This is a genomic window from Hyphomonas sp. TMED31, assembly GCF_002172815.1.
GTDB classification, from domain to species: domain Bacteria; phylum Pseudomonadota; class Alphaproteobacteria; order Caulobacterales; family Hyphomonadaceae; genus Hyphomonas; species Hyphomonas atlantica.
Map to the genome: position 1 here is coordinate 1 of NZ_NHCK01000091.1, position 16,486 is coordinate 16,486.

At 60.1% G+C, this 16,486-nt stretch carries 17 protein-coding genes and 2 pseudogenes; 11 read left to right on the forward strand and 8 right to left on the reverse strand.

Annotated elements, in window-relative coordinates:
- Positions 1-340, reverse strand: a 340-nt coding sequence (locus CBB91_RS12920; protein WP_273014456.1) for a hypothetical protein, incomplete at its 3' end; no start/stop codon positions are given.
- Between the two features lie 54 nt (positions 341-394).
- Complete coding sequence (locus tag CBB91_RS12925; protein ID WP_035549170.1) at positions 395-1,177, reverse strand: 3-hydroxybutyrate dehydrogenase; 783 nt, start codon at positions 1,175-1,177, stop codon at positions 395-397.
- A 30-nt stretch (positions 1,178-1,207) separates the two neighbouring features.
- Between CBB91_RS12925 and CBB91_RS12930 the strand changes: the two genes are divergently transcribed.
- The 6 genes from CBB91_RS12930 (at position 1,208) to CBB91_RS12955 (ending at position 7,166) form a co-directional block, all read left to right on the forward strand.
- Positions 1,208-1,702, forward strand: coding sequence for a DUF350 domain-containing protein (locus tag CBB91_RS12930; RefSeq protein WP_273014458.1), 495 nt, complete (start codon positions 1,208-1,210; stop codon positions 1,700-1,702).
- Between the two features lie 18 nt (positions 1,703-1,720).
- Complete coding sequence (locus tag CBB91_RS12935; protein WP_273014459.1) at positions 1,721-2,542, forward strand: serine protease; 822 nt, start codon at positions 1,721-1,723, stop codon at positions 2,540-2,542.
- Positions 2,539-3,438, forward strand: a complete 900-nt coding sequence (pyrF, locus tag CBB91_RS12940; protein WP_273014461.1) for an orotidine-5'-phosphate decarboxylase — start codon at positions 2,539-2,541, stop codon at positions 3,436-3,438. The genes CBB91_RS12935 and pyrF overlap by 4 nt, the downstream gene beginning before the upstream one ends.
- A 99-nt stretch (positions 3,439-3,537) precedes the next feature.
- Entirely contained in the window at positions 3,538-5,694 is a 2,157-nt protein-coding gene (locus CBB91_RS12945) for a PQQ-dependent dehydrogenase, methanol/ethanol family (protein WP_273014463.1), read from the forward strand.
- Between the two features lie 47 nt (positions 5,695-5,741).
- Positions 5,742-6,281 (forward strand): hypothetical protein, encoded by a 540-nt coding sequence (locus tag CBB91_RS12950; RefSeq protein ID WP_273014465.1) that lies wholly within the window; start codon positions 5,742-5,744, stop codon positions 6,279-6,281.
- A gap of 60 nt (positions 6,282-6,341) precedes the next feature.
- Positions 6,342-7,166 carry a sulfotransferase domain-containing protein gene (locus tag CBB91_RS12955; RefSeq protein ID WP_035549149.1) on the forward strand — a complete coding sequence of 275 codons (825 nt, stop codon included), beginning with the start codon at positions 6,342-6,344 and terminating at the stop codon, positions 7,164-7,166.
- Here the strand turns inward: CBB91_RS12955 and CBB91_RS12960 are convergent.
- Complete coding sequence (locus tag CBB91_RS12960) at positions 7,150-7,830, reverse strand: glutathione S-transferase family protein (protein ID WP_273014467.1); 681 nt, start codon at positions 7,828-7,830, stop codon at positions 7,150-7,152. The two genes, CBB91_RS12955 and CBB91_RS12960, sit on opposite strands and share 17 nt — an antisense overlap.
- Positions 7,827-8,123 (reverse strand): YciI family protein, encoded by a 297-nt coding sequence (locus tag CBB91_RS12965; RefSeq protein WP_273014469.1) that lies wholly within the window; start codon positions 8,121-8,123, stop codon positions 7,827-7,829. Before CBB91_RS12965 ends, CBB91_RS12960 begins: the two co-directional genes overlap by 4 nt.
- A 136-nt stretch (positions 8,124-8,259) precedes the next feature.
- Between CBB91_RS12965 and CBB91_RS12970 the strand changes: the two genes are divergently transcribed.
- Entirely contained in the window at positions 8,260-8,880 is a 621-nt protein-coding gene (locus tag CBB91_RS12970; protein ID WP_035549144.1) for a TetR/AcrR family transcriptional regulator, read from the forward strand.
- A 231-nt stretch (positions 8,881-9,111) separates the two neighbouring features.
- Here CBB91_RS12970 and tsaD read toward each other — a convergent pair whose 3' ends face one another.
- Complete coding sequence (gene tsaD / locus CBB91_RS12975) at positions 9,112-10,221, reverse strand: tRNA (adenosine(37)-N6)-threonylcarbamoyltransferase complex transferase subunit TsaD (RefSeq protein WP_345906876.1); 1,110 nt, start codon at positions 10,219-10,221, stop codon at positions 9,112-9,114.
- A gap of 952 nt (positions 10,222-11,173) precedes the next feature.
- Here tsaD and CBB91_RS12980 point away from each other — a divergent pair.
- Positions 11,174-11,575, forward strand: a complete 402-nt coding sequence (locus CBB91_RS12980) for a globin (RefSeq protein WP_273014473.1) — start codon at positions 11,174-11,176, stop codon at positions 11,573-11,575.
- A 25-nt stretch (positions 11,576-11,600) separates the two neighbouring features.
- Here the strand turns inward: CBB91_RS12980 and CBB91_RS12985 are convergent, their stop codons facing one another.
- Positions 11,601-12,407, reverse strand: a complete 807-nt coding sequence (locus tag CBB91_RS12985; protein ID WP_273014475.1) for an enoyl-CoA hydratase-related protein — start codon at positions 12,405-12,407, stop codon at positions 11,601-11,603.
- A 54-nt stretch (positions 12,408-12,461) separates the two neighbouring features.
- On the reverse strand, positions 12,462-13,301 hold the full coding sequence (locus tag CBB91_RS12990) for a class I SAM-dependent methyltransferase (protein WP_273014477.1): 840 nt from the start codon (positions 13,299-13,301) through the stop codon (positions 12,462-12,464).
- A gap of 76 nt (positions 13,302-13,377) precedes the next feature.
- Here CBB91_RS12990 and CBB91_RS12995 point away from each other — a divergent pair.
- A pseudogene (locus CBB91_RS12995) lies at positions 13,378-13,749 on the forward strand (helix-turn-helix domain-containing protein); the annotation flags it as partial.
- A gap of 59 nt (positions 13,750-13,808) precedes the next feature.
- Here the strand turns inward: CBB91_RS12995 and lepA are convergent.
- Positions 13,809-15,614, reverse strand: a complete 1,806-nt coding sequence (lepA, locus tag CBB91_RS13000; protein ID WP_273014478.1) for a translation elongation factor 4 — start codon at positions 15,612-15,614, stop codon at positions 13,809-13,811.
- Positions 15,615-15,798: 184 nt separating this feature from the next.
- Here lepA and CBB91_RS13005 point away from each other — a divergent pair, with 184 nt between their 5' ends.
- Positions 15,799-16,107: a DUF892 family protein gene (locus tag CBB91_RS13005; protein ID WP_273014480.1), complete on the forward strand. Its 309-nt coding sequence runs from the start codon at positions 15,799-15,801 to the stop codon at positions 16,105-16,107.
- A gap of 47 nt (positions 16,108-16,154) precedes the next feature.
- Positions 16,155-16,486: pseudogene (locus CBB91_RS13010) on the forward strand (hypothetical protein); the annotation flags it as partial.

Sequence of the window (16,486 nt, forward strand, 5' to 3'; positions counted from 1 at the left end):
GGGGCGGCTCCGGTACAAAGGTGATCGAGACGGGATGTGCGTCCAGCGGCGCATCGAACAGCGGTGGATAGGTCTGGCTTACCTTATCCCCTGCGGTAGCTGATGGAAGCGCCGCAACTATGGCAGGACAGCAACACGCTGTACTGTCCATCATGCCATCCATCGGTTCATCAGGCGCGTCGGCTGGGGCGTGCTCCATCATGCCCATGTCGCAATCGGCCGCCATTGCGTGAACCATCTGGCTCGCCTTGGCAGACGGACAGTCCGCTTGCGCGGCGCTGGCCGTGCCAGACACAATCAGCAACAGGCTGAAGCAGAGAAGAGCAATCCTTTGGAGCATTGACCAACTCCTATCATGAAACTGGCCGCGCCCGTCAAATTACAAGGCAGTGACCTATTGCGCCACCCAGCCTCCATCGATCGACAGGTCTGCGCCATTGATCTGGTCGGCGTCAGGCGAGCAAAGGAAGGCGACGAAGCCGCCAATCTGCTCTGCTGTCACGAACTCCTTGGTTGGCTGGGCAGCAAGCAGCACATTTTTCACCACTTCGTCGCGGGTCATGCCGCGTGCCTTCGCAGTGTCGTCAATCTGGCCATCAACCAGCGGCGTATGCACATAGCCGGGACAGACAAGATTGCACCGTACGCCGTGTTCCGCCCCTTCGAGTGCAGTCACCTTGGTCAGGCCGGCGAGGCCATGCTTGGCGGCGACGTAAGCGGCCTTGAACGGAGAGGCGACCTTGGCATGTGCGCTGCCTGTATTGATGATGCGGCCCCAGCCCTTTTCCTTCATCGGCCCGAGCGCAAGGCGCGTAGTGTGAAAAGCCGCTGACAGGTTCAGCGCCATGATCAGATCCCATTTGGCAACGGGGAAATCTTCCAGCGGAGAGACAAATTGCGTCCCGGCATTGTTGACGAGGATGTCCACCCCGCCGAATTCCTTCTTCACATAGTCGAACATGCCTTCGATGGCGTCCGGTTTGGTCAGGTCAGCGCCTGAATAGCCAACCTGTACGCCGTGTTCCGAATGCATCTCTTTCTGAAGAGACGCAATTTCATCGGCGTCGCCGAAGCCGTTGAGCACAATATCGGCCCCGGCCTGCGCGAGCCGCTCGGCGATCGCCTTTCCAATGCCGCTGGTCGAGCCGGTAACGAGGGCGGTTTTCCCCTTGATCATGAATCTGTCTCCTTGAGGCAATGGCATGCTATGGGTAGGGATAAGTATGGCTCAGTTCGGGTCAATGGAAATCAGAGGAAATGGCGAGCGTTTATGGGCGGTGAGACTTTAGCTTTTGTCGAGGCCTTCCCGCGCTTCCTGGTCTGGACGGGGGCGGCCGGCATCATGTTGGTCGCTGCCAGCACGATTTATGTGCTGCTGACGCCCTGGAAGGAGCTGGCGCTTGTAAAGTCCGGAAACGCCGCCGCCGGGTTCGCGCTGGCGGGCGCGATTGTCGGGCTGGCCATTCCCATCGCCTCCTGTTTGGCATCAAGCGTTACATTGGTCGACCTCGCCATCTGGGGCATCGTGTCATTGTTGATCCAGTTGCTGGTCTACCGGCTCGTGGACGTGCTGCTGACCGATATTCCACGTCGGATCGAGGAGGAAGAAGCGGGCGCCGCCGTCGTGCTGGTGTCTGCCAAGCTGGCTTCGGCCCTGATCATTGCAGCGGGTCTTTGGGACCCGGTGCTGCAAAGGTTCTAGGGGAGGGCTGGAGACTTCATGCGTTCGTTCGACTGGGTGATCTATGCGTTGGTTCTGGGCGTTGTCGTCTGGACCCTGTTCTCGCGAGATCCGAAAGCGGACGCGCCGGAGCCTCCGCTTGCCCAGATCGAATCAGAAGGCCCGACGCTGCCGCCGCCCTCTCCGCTGGATGAACAGGTGCTGGTGCAGGTCAGCGAACCGAAAGACGGGATCGGGACAGCTTTCGCCGTAAACACGTCGGGCCAGTGGATCACGGCGCGGCATGTCGTCGATGGATGTAATTCTGTCGGCCTGCTCGTCGCCCCCGGCCAATATGTTCCGGTCGACAGTATTGTCGTGGACCCTGATCACGACCTGGCCTTGCTGACGACAGGTCGTAGCCCGAACCCGGTGAAACTGGATCTGGAATCTCCGCTCCGGATCGGCACCTATGGCTATCATGTCGGCTATCCACAGGGGCGCCCGGGGGAAGTGGCGACCAAGCTGATGTCCCGTTCGAAACTGATCACACGGGGCCGCAGGGAAGGGGCAGAGCCCATTCTCGCCTGGGCCGAGATCGGACGCACACGCGGCCTGACCGGGCCGCTCGGGGGCATCTCCGGTGGGCCGGTGTTTGACGCGAATGGTGCGGTACGGGGCGTTATTGTCGCGGAAAGCCCGCGTCGTGGGCGCATCTATACCGCCGCGCCGACCTCCGTCGATGCCTTCCTGACCAGTCTGAGCATCAACCGCGAAGACGGTCCAACCGAAGTCTTCGCTGAAGAGACCTATGGTCCTGTATCTGATAATGCCCGCCGCCGTTTGCAGGTGGTGAAAGTGGCCTGCCGGGTGACCCCATGACACATTTTGCTTCTCGTCTCATCGCTGGCGCGCGCCAGCTGGGCCCGCTTTGCGTGGGCATTGACCCGCATCCCGGGCGTATCCCTGCCCTGTTTGGCGGCGACGCACCAGACGGGCTGGCGGCTTGGGGCGAAGCCGTGGTCGCCGCAGCAGCTGGCCGCGCCTGTGTGGTGAAACCTCAAGTCGGCCTGTTCGAGCGCCATGGACCGGACGGCATGCGTGCCCTTCAGCGCGTGTGTGATGCGTCAAAAGCGGCGGGTCTCATGGTCATCACAGATGCGAAACGTGGCGACATCGGTACGACTGCCAAAGGGTATGCCGCTGCCTATCTGTCACAGGACGCGCCATTCTATTCTGATGCTGTCACGGTGAACCCGTACATGGGCATGGACACGCTGGAGCCGTTCCTTCAACAGGCCGAAGCGAATGGGAAGGGCGTCGTCGTATTGGCGCGAACGTCCAATTCTGGGTCTGCCGATTTTCAGGCGAAGGATCTTGAAGGCGCGCCGCTTTACGCCCGCGTGGTTGAGGCACTCGCCCCCGCGATAGAGCGCCTCAAAGGCGCGGATGGCTGGTCCAGCTTGATGCTGGTGGCCGGGGCGACAGGGCCAGATGAGGCTCGCAAACTCAGGACACTCGCGCCGGACGCCTTGTTTCTTGTGCCCGGATATGGCGCGCAGGGCGGTGGCGCGGCGGATGCGCTTGCCGGTTTTGCGGAAGTGGACGGGCGTCTTGAAGGTGGTGTGGTGAACGCCTCGCGGTCGGTAACTTTCCCTGACGGTTCGGAATCTGCCGCCGACAAGACGGCGTGGACGTCCCTTGTCGAAGCTGCGATTGATACGGCGCAGGCCGATCTCTCCACGCATGCGCGGCTTGGCGCGGCAACGCCCGCCTGACCTAAAGACAGGTCTCGACAATCGGCCTGCCTCCACTACTCTCCCACTCCAAAGCGGCATCAGACCGTCTCAAGGAAACGAACAGGGAGAGGAACCGCCATGACACACTGGCAGTCCACACTGATTGCAGGGGCATCCTTTGCAATTCTCGTCGCTTGCGGGCAGGCGAAAACCGCCGATCAGGCCCCATCGGCGGAACCGGAAGCCTTCGCGGCGGTCGACACCCAGCGCATCAGCACTGCCAGCGCAGGCGAGGAATGGCTGACATATGGCGGCACCTATGATGAGCAGCGCCATTCCAGCCTGACGAACGTCAACACGGACACGGTCTCCGATCTCGGCGTGGCATGGACCTATGATCTGGCGACAAATCGCGGCGTGGAATCGACCCCCATCGTGGTTGACGGTGTAATGTATGTCACTTCGGCCTGGTCGCTGGTCTACGCGCTGGACGCAAAGACAGGCGAAGAGCTGTGGGTCTATGATCCGGACGTGGATCGCGCTGTGGGTGTTAAGGCCTGCTGTGATGTCGTGAACCGCGGGGTCGCTGTCTATGATGGCAAGGTTTATGTCGGTATCATTGATGGCCGACTGGAGGCGTTGGACGCCGAAACCGGCGAAGTCGTCTGGAGCAAGGTAACCGTCGACCAGTCCAAGCCCTACACGATCACCGGCGCGCCGCGCGTGGTGAACGGCAAAGTGTTGATCGGCAATGGCGGCGCGGAGTTGGGTGTGCGCGGCTACATCTCTGCCTATGATGCGAATACCGGCGACAAGGTCTGGCGGTTCTACACGGTCCCCAATCCTGAAAAACAGCCGGATGGCGAAGTGTCCGATGCCGCATTTGAGGACATCGGCAATGTCACATGGGGCGATGACGGCGCATGGGTCACCGATGGCGGTGGCGGCACCGTCTGGGATTCCATCGTGTATGACGAGGTCAACGACCAAATCATCTTCGGCGTAGGGAATGGCTCTCCCTGGAACCGTGATTTCCGTGATCCGTCTGGCGGTGACAATCTCTTCCTGTCGTCGATTGTCGCGGTGGATGCCGAAACCGGCACCTATAAATGGCACTTCCAGACGACGCCGGGCGACAATTGGGACTACACGGCAACGCAGACCATTATTCTGGCCGACCTGCCGCTCGGCGAAGATGGTGCAAGCCGCCGCATCGCGATGCAGGCCCCCAAGAACGGCTTCTTCTACGTACTGGATGCCGAGACCGGGGAGTTCCTGTCCGGGGATGCCTTCGTCCCGCAGAATTGGACAACCGGCCTGGATGAGAATGGCCGCCCCATCGAGATCGCGGATGCGCGGTATGGAGAAGTGCCTTACCAGCAGACACCCGGTCCTCTCGGGGCGCATAACTGGCACCCCATGGCCTTCAATCCGGAGCTGAACCTCGCCTACATTCCGGCGCAGGAGATCCCGCAGGCCTATGCACGCGATCCGCGGTTCGAGAGTGACGCGATCGCCTGGAATACCGGTGCGGACTTTTCCGCAGGTGTGCCCCCGATTGCCCCGCCGGAGGTCGCCAAATTCCTTCGCTCAAGCTTGAAGGGCCGCCTGATTGCGTGGGATCCGATTGCCGGAGAGCCGCGCTGGACGGTCGAGCACGACAATGCCTGGAATGGCGGTGTACTGTCCACGGCGGGCGGTTTGGTGTTTCAAGGAAAGCTGAATGGTGAGTTTGCCGCTTATGACGCGGCAACTGGCGACAAGCTCTGGAGCCATGACTTGAAGTCTGGCGGCGCGTCTGGCCCGGGCACATTCATGATTGACGGCGAGCAGTACGTTACGATCACAACGGGCTGGGGCAGCGCCTTTGGTCTGTCAGCAGGCTTTGCCTATGACGAGACGGTGCCTTCCACGGTCGGCAAGGTCGTGACGTTCAAGTTGGGCGGTGAGGGTGAGATTGCAGATCCCGATTTCCCGATGATCGACAAGACGCCCAAAGCGGATTCCTTTGGCGACGAGACGATGATCGCGGAAGGCGCGGTCCACTATGCGCGTAATTGCACGGTGTGCCATGGGCCGCTGGCGGTCAGCTCGGGTGTCCTGCCAGACTTGCGCTGGTCCGCCATCACGGGGAACGAAACCGCATGGAAAGGCGTCGTGATCGATGGCAATTTGGCGGTGAACGGCATGGTGTCCTTTGCGGATTATCTGACCCCGGAGCAGTCGGAATCCATCCGCGCCTATGTGCTCGCTCAGGCCCATGCAGCTGCGACGGCCGAGGCTGGCGAGAACTGACCGTTTTGTGAGTGGCGCGGCCTGTGGGGTCGCGCTACATTGTGCCCATGCACATTCTGGTCCTGATCTTCGGCATCCTGATGACGATTGGCGTCTGGTCATGGCGTCTCCAGATGGCGCGCCGTGGCGCGAAGGCGGCGCTGGATGCAGCTGGCGCCATCGCGAATGTCCCGCGCCGGTTCGCCTTTCGCTACAAGGCGGGGAAGGGCGGCATCAGCCTGATCGAAGACCCGAGAGAGGCCGCTGCCATCATGATGATGGAGGTGGCCCGTGCCCGCGAAGGACCGCTGACGGAGGCGCAGGCAAGAGTGATCGATCAGGAAATGATCGCCCACTTCAATTTCACGCAGGCCGAGGCGGACGAGTTGTCTGCCCATGCCGCCTGGGTGACGAATTCCCTGCCGGACCCGCAAGCGGCCATGCGCAAGCTCAGCCAACTCATCGTGAGTGCGCCTCAGCTCGGCCCAAAGGAAATTGTCGATCTCGACGCCATGCTGGTCGCCGTCTCCGAGGCTGAAGGCGTGCCGACGCGGGAACAACTTACCCTGTTGCAAGTGTTCAGAGACAAGGCAGGCCTGAAGACCTGACCCGCTCAGCCGCTTAACAGTGGTTGCGCGCCTCGCCCCGGCGCAATAGGGATTCAGTCCATGTCAGAGTCTCTTCCCAGTGAATATCGCGCCAAGGTGTTCAACGAATCCTGGACGAATTTCTCCGTCCTGCGGCATGGCCGGTTCGATGGCATGCTGGTCACGTCAAAGAATTCCGGGACCCATTGGCTGAAATACATGTTGGCGGTGGCGTTGGCGGAAACGTATGGCATCGCCCATCCGCCCTATTTCTCCGAGAACGCCGTGCGGCCTTATATTGGCTGGCCCAAGGATGATGTGACGTTCCCACAGCTTCCACGACTGGCCTTCAGCCACACGATCCCGCACCATCTGGCCGAATGGGGATGGGCGCGCAGCATGGCCAGCCTGCCGCCTTACGTGCTGGCGGTGCGCCATCCCATGTCCATTCTCGCCAGCCATCACGCCAAATGGGAATATGACATCAAGGTTGACTGGCTGACCTATCTGAAAGGCGATCCCGGCGGGTCGAAGTATCGCTGCGATCTCTACTGGCTTGCCCGCTTCTGGAACCGTTGGGGCGATATTCGGGCCAAGCATGGCGACAGCATCTTCCTGGTCCAGTACGAGCAGACCCAGAAAGACCCGCGCGCCATCCTTCAGGCCGTATCGGACCATTGGGGGCTGGGCCTGACGGCGATGGCGCTGGATACGGCGCTCGCAGCAGGCACAAAGGAAGCGATGGCCGAAAAGGTCGACCCGGACGCTGAACCCAACGTGCTGCAGAATCGCAAGACTCCGCTGTCAGAACTGTTCACCGGAGAGGCGATGGACATTTATGCCGATCATGTCCGAACCCTGTTCCGGCACGATCTGGACTATGACCTGCTCAGCCTTCCGGCTTGAGATAACCGCTTGAGCGTCCGTCGGGTGTGTATTTGATCCACCAAGGTTCGGCTTCAGCCTGCTTTTCCAGTTCCAGGAAAAGCGGGTCTTCCAGCACGGCTGCCGAGTATTCAGCAGCGGCGCCCGTCAGGCGCAGGCCATAGGTGCGGAAACGTGTCACGACCGGCGCGTAGAAAGCGTCAGCCGCGCTCCATTTGCCAAACAGGAAATCCCCGCCCGCGCCATGTTGCGCGCGCATCTCGTCCCACATCGTCTGGATGCGGGCAATGTCGGCCTCAAGCGCTTCAGTCATGTCCGGGGTTTCAGAGCGGCTGCGAATGTCCATCGGGCATGCCTTGCGCAGTGCCGGGAAGCCTGCATGCATTTCGCTTGTCACCGCGCGGGCGATCGCGCGCTTGCCAGCGTCCTCTGGCCAGACCGCTCCGACAGGGGCCCAGTCTGCAATCCATTCTGTGATGGCCAGGCTTTCCCACACCGTCACATCATCCCAGATCAGCAGCGGAACCTTCGCCGTCGGGCTGATCTCTTTCAGCTTTGCGGATGTGTCCGGGAAATCGAGTGGCACGATCACTTCTTCCACGGGCAGGCCAACACGGCGCGCAGCTAGCAGCGGCCGGATCGACCAGCTGGAATAGTTCAGGTTTCCGAGGATGAGCTGTCTCATGCAGGCTTTCCTTCTCCGACCAGCCATTTGACTTCATGCACGTGCGTGTGGCCGAACACGCCAGCCTTCGCATAGGGGTCTTCGGCGCCGAGCGCCTTCGCGGCGGCCAGGCTCTCGACCTCTATCAGGCAGAGTGAGCCGATCATCTGACCATCTTCCGACATCAAGGGCCCGGCCATGCGCACGGAGTCGCCCAGTGTTTGCACCCAGGCAAGGTGGGCCGGGCGGTTGGCAGCGCGCAGTTCTGCGCCATTGATTTCATTGTCGAGATTGTGGAAGGCAAAAAGCGGCATCTATCTGGGCTCCGGCAGCAGTATGTGTGTTCAGGCGTATGGCATATTGCCCTTGTCCTGCCCATAGGGGGGAATTGAGGAACAAATCGGCTGAATGAATCATTGATCCTTCAGTAACTCGGAGTATGGTGCCCGCATGAACGACACAACCGATACCCGCCAGCTCATTCTGGATGCCGCGATGGAGCGCATCGTCCATTATGGTTACTCGAAGACGACGATGTCCGAGATTGCCAAGGACTGCAACATGTCCGCGGGCAACATCTATCGCTTCTTCGCGTCCAAGCTGGACATTGCCGAGGCGATCGCGCGCAAGTTCAATTCCGAGCTGTACCAAACCTATGCGGGAATCTGTCGCCAGTCTGATTCCGCCGCAGATCGCCTGCGCCGGTTTTTCGAATTCAGCATGGTGCGCACCTTTGAAGCCTTTGAGGAAAAGGACAAGTTGATCGAGCTGGCCGAGACACTGAGCGACGAGCGCCCGCTCTTCTTCAACGAGCAGCTGGCGCAGGAGCGCGTCTACCTCGTCCAGATTCTCGAAGCCGGGATGGATGCCGGAGAATTCCGGCAGATCGAGCACAAGGACGAGACGGCCGAGATGATCCAGGCGGCGATGATGAAGTTCCGGTTCCCGCAAATGTTCTCGCACCTGACGCTGCCGAAACTGAAGCGTGAGCAGGCCGGTGTGATGAACCTTGTTCTCGCTGGATTGTCCCCTGGTGCGACAATTCCGGATCGCAAAATAGATAAACTCTGAACATTTTCGTTTTCATTCATTGATTATTATTCAGGTCGTTGCTATATGGCAGGCATCGGCAGCGATTGGCGCTGTCGTTTCATGCTGAAAGATCAGAACAATGACCCTGTCCAAGACCGAAGCCCGCCAGTCCCTGGTCGCTCTTCTTGCGGCACTTCCGGTGGCGGTTGCCATCCTCGCCGCAACATATTCGCTGGCTGAGTACGTCGTTTAGACTTTGATGGGGCCGTTCTAGGCCTTAGCGCCTCGGCGGCCCGTATCGTAAACAGGGGCGGCCTTTGCGGCGGCCTCGTCCAGCGGCCAGCGCGGTCTCGCCCCGGTGGCAAGGTCGCCGGCGTCACCTTCCACCAGTCCGGCAGCCAGTCGCTCCGCACCCGCCAGCGCGATCATTGCCGCATTGTCCGTACAGTGCCGTAGCGGCGGCGCAATCAGTGTCGCGCCAGCCTCCTCGGCCACGCGGGTCAACGCTGCCCGGATCGCTTTGTTGGCCGCAACACCCCCGGCGACGACAAAACGTTTATGTCCGTCTTCACCCGGATCAAAATCAGCCAGAGCCAATGCGGCCTTGGTTGAGAGAATGTCGGTCACGGCGCCTTGGAAGCTGGCGCAGAGATCCTTCAGCTGGGCTCCAGACATGTCCGTGTCTGCGGCTGCGCGGGCCACAGCCGTTTTCAAGCCTGCAAAGCTCATGTCCAGTCCCGGCCGGTTCAGCAGGGGCCGGGGCAGGTCAAAGGCCTCAGCATGTCCCCCTTCCGCCAGCCGCTCCACTGCAGGGCCGCCCGGAAAGCCAAGGCCAAGTGTCTTGGCAGTCTTGTCGAACGCTTCTCCGACGGCGTCATCAATCGTCGAGCCGAGCCTGCGATACTGGCCAAGACCCCGGACTTCCAGGAATTGGCAATGCCCGCCTGAGACGAGCAATAACAGGTAGGGGAACGGGCAGTCATTCCCGAGCCGCGGGCTCAGCGCATGACCTTCCAGATGGTTCACCGCCACAAANGGCTTGCTGGCTGCCTGCGCGATCGCCTTGCCNGTCATCATGCCGACGAGCNCCCCGCCGATCAGGCCGGGCCCCGATGTGGCCGCCACGCCATCCAGCTCTGAATAGGAAACGCCTGATTCATGCATCGCGGCCTTCACGGTGAGGTCCGCGAGTTCGGCATGCGCTCGCGCAGCGATTTCCGGCACCACGCCGAGATAAGGTGCGTGTTCTTCCAACTGGGTGCGGATCACGTCCGACAACAGCTCGGCCCGCCCATCCGTCAGGCGCAGCACGGCGGCGGCGGTCTCGTCGCAGCTGGTTTCAATGCCCAGAACTGTCAGCGTCTTGCTCATGCAGGGCATGTAAGCGCCTCATTCCCATTTGGAAAGCGCGGCCCGCAGGCGCTATATTCAGGAAAAACAATGGGAGGAAGCATTGTGGCGACACCGTTTCGGTGGAACATCGCCCGTCGGGAGCAGTTGGGCAGCCTGATTTCCGGGGTTTCGCCGCCGCAGCGGCTGAACGACATGTTCCTTGAATCCCTTCGCGCGACCGCTGCGCGCATCCTGGCCCATGCCAACCGGTCTGACCTCGCCTTCATNGGGCGCACGCCGGAAAACCTCTATGATTACCTGTCCGGATGTTTCGAGGGCNTGCGCGATACGCCTCAGCTTCATCTTGTCCAATACTCGCTCCGCAATGCGGGCTCGGTCGAGCAATTGCCGGAGTCTGCGCGACAGGGCTTGTTTGACTATCTTACTGCCTTGGGCCTCGGACCAAAGGCCATCGCGACGGGGCCACGCCCGATTGCCCTGGTCGACTTCGTCGCGTCCGGNGGCACGATGGAAGGGCTGATCCGCCTGATGAAGATGCAGGCAGAACAAGAAGGGCAGGACTGGACCGCCGTTCAGCGAAGACTGCGCATCATTGGCCTGCGTGTGCGNACGAAGAACTCCCCCAATACCTGGCGCTGGCAACAGCATCAGGACTGGCTGCACTTCATTCCGGACACGATCATCCGCAATGTCTCCGCGCCTGCCGCTTTTCTCTACTATCTGGGCAATGACCAACCCAAGGTGACTGCCAGCTTTCATCCGGGGCGATGGGCCGAGGAGGAAGGCGCGGCGCGGCGTCCCAGCCGTGACCAGCAGGCCGCGCTCGGCTTTGCGACGCAGCTCTATGATCTTGGCCGGACACGCGANGAGCGNCAGAATCTTGCCAAACGCATCGCCCGTCACCGAAAGATGAACCAACGCGCCACGCGTCGTCTCGTCTTGCGATTGCGTGGCGGGTGAGGGGCCGGTAGGGTGACTCATGACCTCGTCTGACCAGATCATGCATTCCCTCGAACGCTTCGGCNCGTTGTGCGCCGATCCCGCACCGCTGATTTACCAGCGCCTGTTCGCGCAGCATCCGGAGTTTGAAGACTTGTTCGCGATGGACAGTGATGGCGGTGTGCGCGGCTCCATGCTGACNACCTGNTTNGAATGCATCATCGGCCTTGCCGAAGGCAGCCAGTTGCCGCGCTTTGAGCTTCAGTCCGCCCGCCTCTCACATCAGGGCTATGGTGTNCCGGAGGCCAGGCTGGACGACATGTTCACCATTATCCGTGATACCTGCCGGGATACGCTGGCAGGGGAGTGGACCCCCGCCATGGANACCGCATGGGCGAACATTCTGTCAGAGATCGCCAGTATGGGNCACGCCCCGGCCTGANCCAGGCNGGCCGGAGCGCTCTACTCTATTGACCCNTGAATGCAGCCGGTCGNTTNTCNAGGAACGCCATCATGCCTTCGCGNGCNTCNTCNGTNTTCANCAGNGGCAGCAATTGCAGGAAGACATGATGCACATGCTCCGTAAACGGCTCTGACAGTCCCATCCGCATCAAACGCTTTGATGCCTGCACGGCCAGTGGCGCATTTGAGGCAATTTCCCTGGCCATTGCGCGGGCTTCATCCATCAAGGTGTCGTGTCGCACGACTTTCGCGCACAGGCGTTCGGCCAGACAGTCCTCCGCGCTCAGCGTGCGGCCGGTAAAGATCAGCTCGCATGCTTTCTCCCAGCCCAGCATTCGGGGCAGGAACCAGGTGCCGCCCGATTCCGGCAGGATGCCGCGCTTGGTGAAGGCCGCCGCCATCTTGGCCTTGTCCGACATGATGCGGATGTCACAGCCGAGCGCAGTGTCCATGCCATAGCCAGCCGCGCCGCCATTGATGGCACAGATGGTGGGCGTGTCCATGTTGAACAATACAGTCGGCGGTGTATTGCGCAGGTCCAGCGTCGCGCTCGCAACTGCGCCCGACCCGATGCCTTCGCCCTTGGTCGCGCTTTCCAGATTGAGCCCCGCACAAAAGGCCCGGCCCGCACCGGTCAGGATCACGCAGCGCACATCTTTGTCAGCGTCCGCTTTCAGCAGCGCCTCGCACAATTCATCCAGCATGGGGCCGGAAATCGTGTTCATCCGCTCCGGCGCATTCAGCGTGACGGTCGCCACATGGTCGGCCACCTCATAAAGAATTTCGGCTGGTTTTGTGTCTGTGTCCGCCACGGCGTATCTCCCTTTTGTTTTGGAAGGTAAGGTAACGCGGTCAGGCGAGTGGGCCTAGGCTGCCCTCGCGGCAGTCTTCCAGCAGGCTGCCGTGAAGACGATTTCGTCGCCCATGGCAAATTCCATGAAGGCAGCTCGGACCACTTCGATCACCTTTTCTTTGGTCGCCTCATCCACGCCCTGCGCCATCGCATAGCCGACCGGTCCCATCAGTGAGACGTAAAGGTCCATTGCCGACAGCGGAAACCGGCATTCCACGTCCAGCTTGTCAGTCATCACATCCTGCCATCCGGCCTCGGACAGAATGCGCTCCACGCGTGCAGNATCGGCAAAGCCNAACTGGCCCCGCGCNTTCGGCTCGCGCACTGGAAGGTCCGGCAGCAAGGGGCGGGCGGCGGCTTCAGCGGCCGTCATGAACGGGTTCTCCGCCGGGTCACGCCAACTGAGCAACACCATGCTGGCCCCCGGCGCAGCGGCGCGGTTCAGATTGTGGAAGGCCGCGACGGGATCTTCAAAGAACATCACGCCGAAGCGGGAGGTGATCAGGTCATAATGATTGGCGGCAAATTCATGCGTCTGGGCATCGGCCACAATGAATTCGGCGTTTGACCCGGCTTCAGCAGCGCGCTTGCGGGCATGCGTGATCATCGTTTCGGAAATGTCGAGGCCGAGGCATTCTGCATCCGGGCCAAGGGTGCCGCTCATCGCCAGCGTCGTCGCGCCAGTGCCGCAGCCAATGTCCAGCACGCGAGCCGCCCCCGCTGCCGTCGCGGTCTCAACCAGTATTCGCTCAAATGGCGTGAAGGCCGCATCCAGCAGCGCCTGCGCCCGCACCCAGGCTTTGCCGCCCGGGCCGTTCCACAACTCTTCCTGATCCTTGTTTGCGATGCTCATCCTGCCTGCCTTTTCCTTGCCTACTTGCGTTGATGACGGCATCCTGCCACTTCAAGTCAGCTTGAGGTCAAGACCTATGTTGGAAATTTCNGACGTCGCAAAGCAATCCGGCATCCCGGCCTCCACGCTGCGCTATTATGAAGAGCGTGGCTTGATCCGCTCGGCCGGGCGGCGGGGCCTGCGCCGCCTGTTCGAACCGGACGTTCTGGAACGGCTCGGCCTGATCTCTCTCGGGCGGGCCGCCGGATTCACGCTGGAAGAGATTGCCGCCATGATGTCGGAGGAGGGCCCCCGCATCGAACGCGCGGCGCTGGTGTCAAAGGCAGATGAGCTGGACGAGAAAATCCGTCAAATGACGATCATGCGAGACGGCCTGCGCCACGCCGCCAAGTGCCGCGCGCCGAGCCACATGGAATGCCCCAGCTTCCGCCGCATCCTCCGCGCCGCCATGACGGGGCGGATTTCNGTGGGCTCTGGTAGATCAACGGGCCTNAACGGACGGAACGATTANTCCCCATCCATCCGNANNGCNGCCACAAAGGCTTCCTGCGGAATCTCNACCTTGCCGAACTGGCGCATNCGNTTTTTACCGGCGGCCTGCTTGTCGAGCAGTTTCCGCTTCCGGCTGGCGTCGCCGCCATAGCATTTCGCCGTCACATCCTTGCGCAGGGCACTGAGCGTTTCGCGTGCGATCACCTTGCCGCCAATGGCTGCCTGAATCGGGATCTTGAACATCTGGCGGGGGATGAGGTCTTTCAGCCGCTCACACATCTGGCGGCCCCGGCTTTCGGCGCGGTCGCGGTGCACCAGCATGGCGAGGGCATCCACCGGCTCGTCATTCACCAGGATTTGCAGCTTGACGAGGTTCTCGGCGCGGTGGCCGANNATCTCATAGTCNAAGCTGGCATAGCCGCGGCTGATGGATTTNAGGCGGTCATAGAANTCGAACACGACTTCGTTNAGCGGCANNTCATATTTCACCATTGCGCGCCCGCCGACATAGGATAGCTCGGTCTGGATGCCGCGCCGGTCCTGGCAGAGCTTCAGAATGCCGCCGAGATATTCGTCCGGCGTGTAGATCGTGGCATTGATCCACGGCTCGCGGATTTCCTTGATCTTGGTCACTTCCGGCATGTCGGCCGGATTGTGCAGCTCGATCTCGGTATCGTCCGTCATCGTCATTTCATAGACAACGCTCGGCGCGGTCGCGATCAGGTCCAGGTCGAATTCGCGGCTGAGGCGTTCCTGGATGATTTCCAGGTGCAACAGGCCGAGGAAGCCACAGCGGAAACCCATGCCCAGCGCGGCAGAGGTTTCCATCTCCCACGTGAAGCTCGCATCATTCAGGCGCAGCTTGCCCATCGCGGCGCGCAGTTCATCAAAATCATTTGCGTCCATCGGGAACAGGCCNCAGAANACGACTGGTTGCACGTCCTTATAGCCGGGCAGGGCCTTGTCCGTTGGGCGCTTTTCTTCCGTGATCGTATCACCGATGGCCGTGTCGCTNACTTCCTTGATGGAGGCGACGAGGAAGCCGACTTCGCCCGGCCCCAGCGCATCGGTTTCGGTGATCTTCGGATTGAACGTGCCCACCTTGTCGACCTCATAGGTCGCGCCGGTGCGCATCATCTTGATCTTCTGCTTCTTCTTCAGCANGCCATCATGCACNCGCACGATGACNACNACGCCCAGATANGGGTCNTAATANGCGTCAACCAGTGCGGCCTTNAGCGGNGCNTCNGCCTCGCCCGTTTGCGGGGCAGGCAGGCGCTGCACGATGGCCTCCAGCACNTNGGGGACGCCNAGNCCCGTCTTGGCCGAAATCTCCAGCGCGTCAGAGGCGTCGAGCCCGATCACATCCTCGATCTGTGCTTTCACGCGGTCAACGTCCGCAGCGGGCAAATCCACCTTGTTGAGCACGGGCACAATTTCATGATCCTGGTCGATCGCCTGATAGACATTGGCCAGTGTCTGCGCTTCGACGCCCTGCGAGGCATCAACCACCAGAAGTGAGCCTTCGCATGCGGCGAGACAGCGGCTGACCTCATAGGCGAAGTCCACATGCCCCGGCGTGTCCATCAGGTTCAGCACATAGGTTTCGCCGTCCTGCGCCGTATAGGTCAGGCGCACGGTCTGGGCCTTGATGGTGATGCCGCGCTCTTTCTCGATGTCCATCGAGTCGAGCACCTGTTCCTTCATCTCACGGTCGGTCAGGCCGCCGCAATGCTGGATGAGGCGGTCGGCCAGCGTCGACTTGCCATGGTCGATATGGGCGATGATCGAAAAGTTGCGGATTTTGTCACGTGATATCATGGGCGGGATATAGCCGCGCTTTGCCCTGTCGGGAAGCGGTCTCNTTCAGGCAGAGCATGCCACAGGGCCGCAGACGGGCAGAATATCGCTGTTTTCCATTAAATTCGGGCAATTCCGGAACGATTGGNCCGGCCTTCCATTGATTCNGCGTCACANGAATACGAACGCACGGAAGGATTCCCCCATGAGTATCACCACTCTGAANGATCTCTACATTGACCAGCTGCAAGACCTTTACAGCGCCAACCGCCAGTCCCTGAAAGTCACGCAGAAGCTNGCCGACAAGGCNAGCAATNCNAAGCTGAAAGACGCGCTCCAGCGCGGCGTGAAGGGTATCGAAGACGGTATTGACGCCGTTGAGGGCCTGATCCGCAAGCACGAGGCCGATCCGCGCGGCGAATTCTGCCAGGGCATGGAAGGCCTGGTGAAGGAAGCCAAGGCGCACGCCATTGAGGCCGATATTGACGACAAGGATGTGCTCGATGCGTCTTAGATATTATTCATGGGAATAATAGAATTGCAGCTAATACTTTATGTATAATGGCAGCAAAAAAATGTAAGGTTGGTTATATACAACATCAACGTAAATTTGAAAAAAAAATTGGTTTTATAGCAAGTATTTATAAGAATTATCCTATTTCATATATAGCAATATCAAATGCCATTAAGGAAAATATTTTACGAAAAATAAATGTTTCTGATTCTAAAGTTAAATTAGTTCATAATTGGATAAATCCTGGCTCATTAATTAATAAGAATCATATAAAAAAAACTAATGTATTCAGAATATTGTGGTTTGGTAGAATTGTTCCATGGAAGGGGATTGATGTTTTAATTAATATGGCAAATGAAATGATAAAAAATAATTTTGG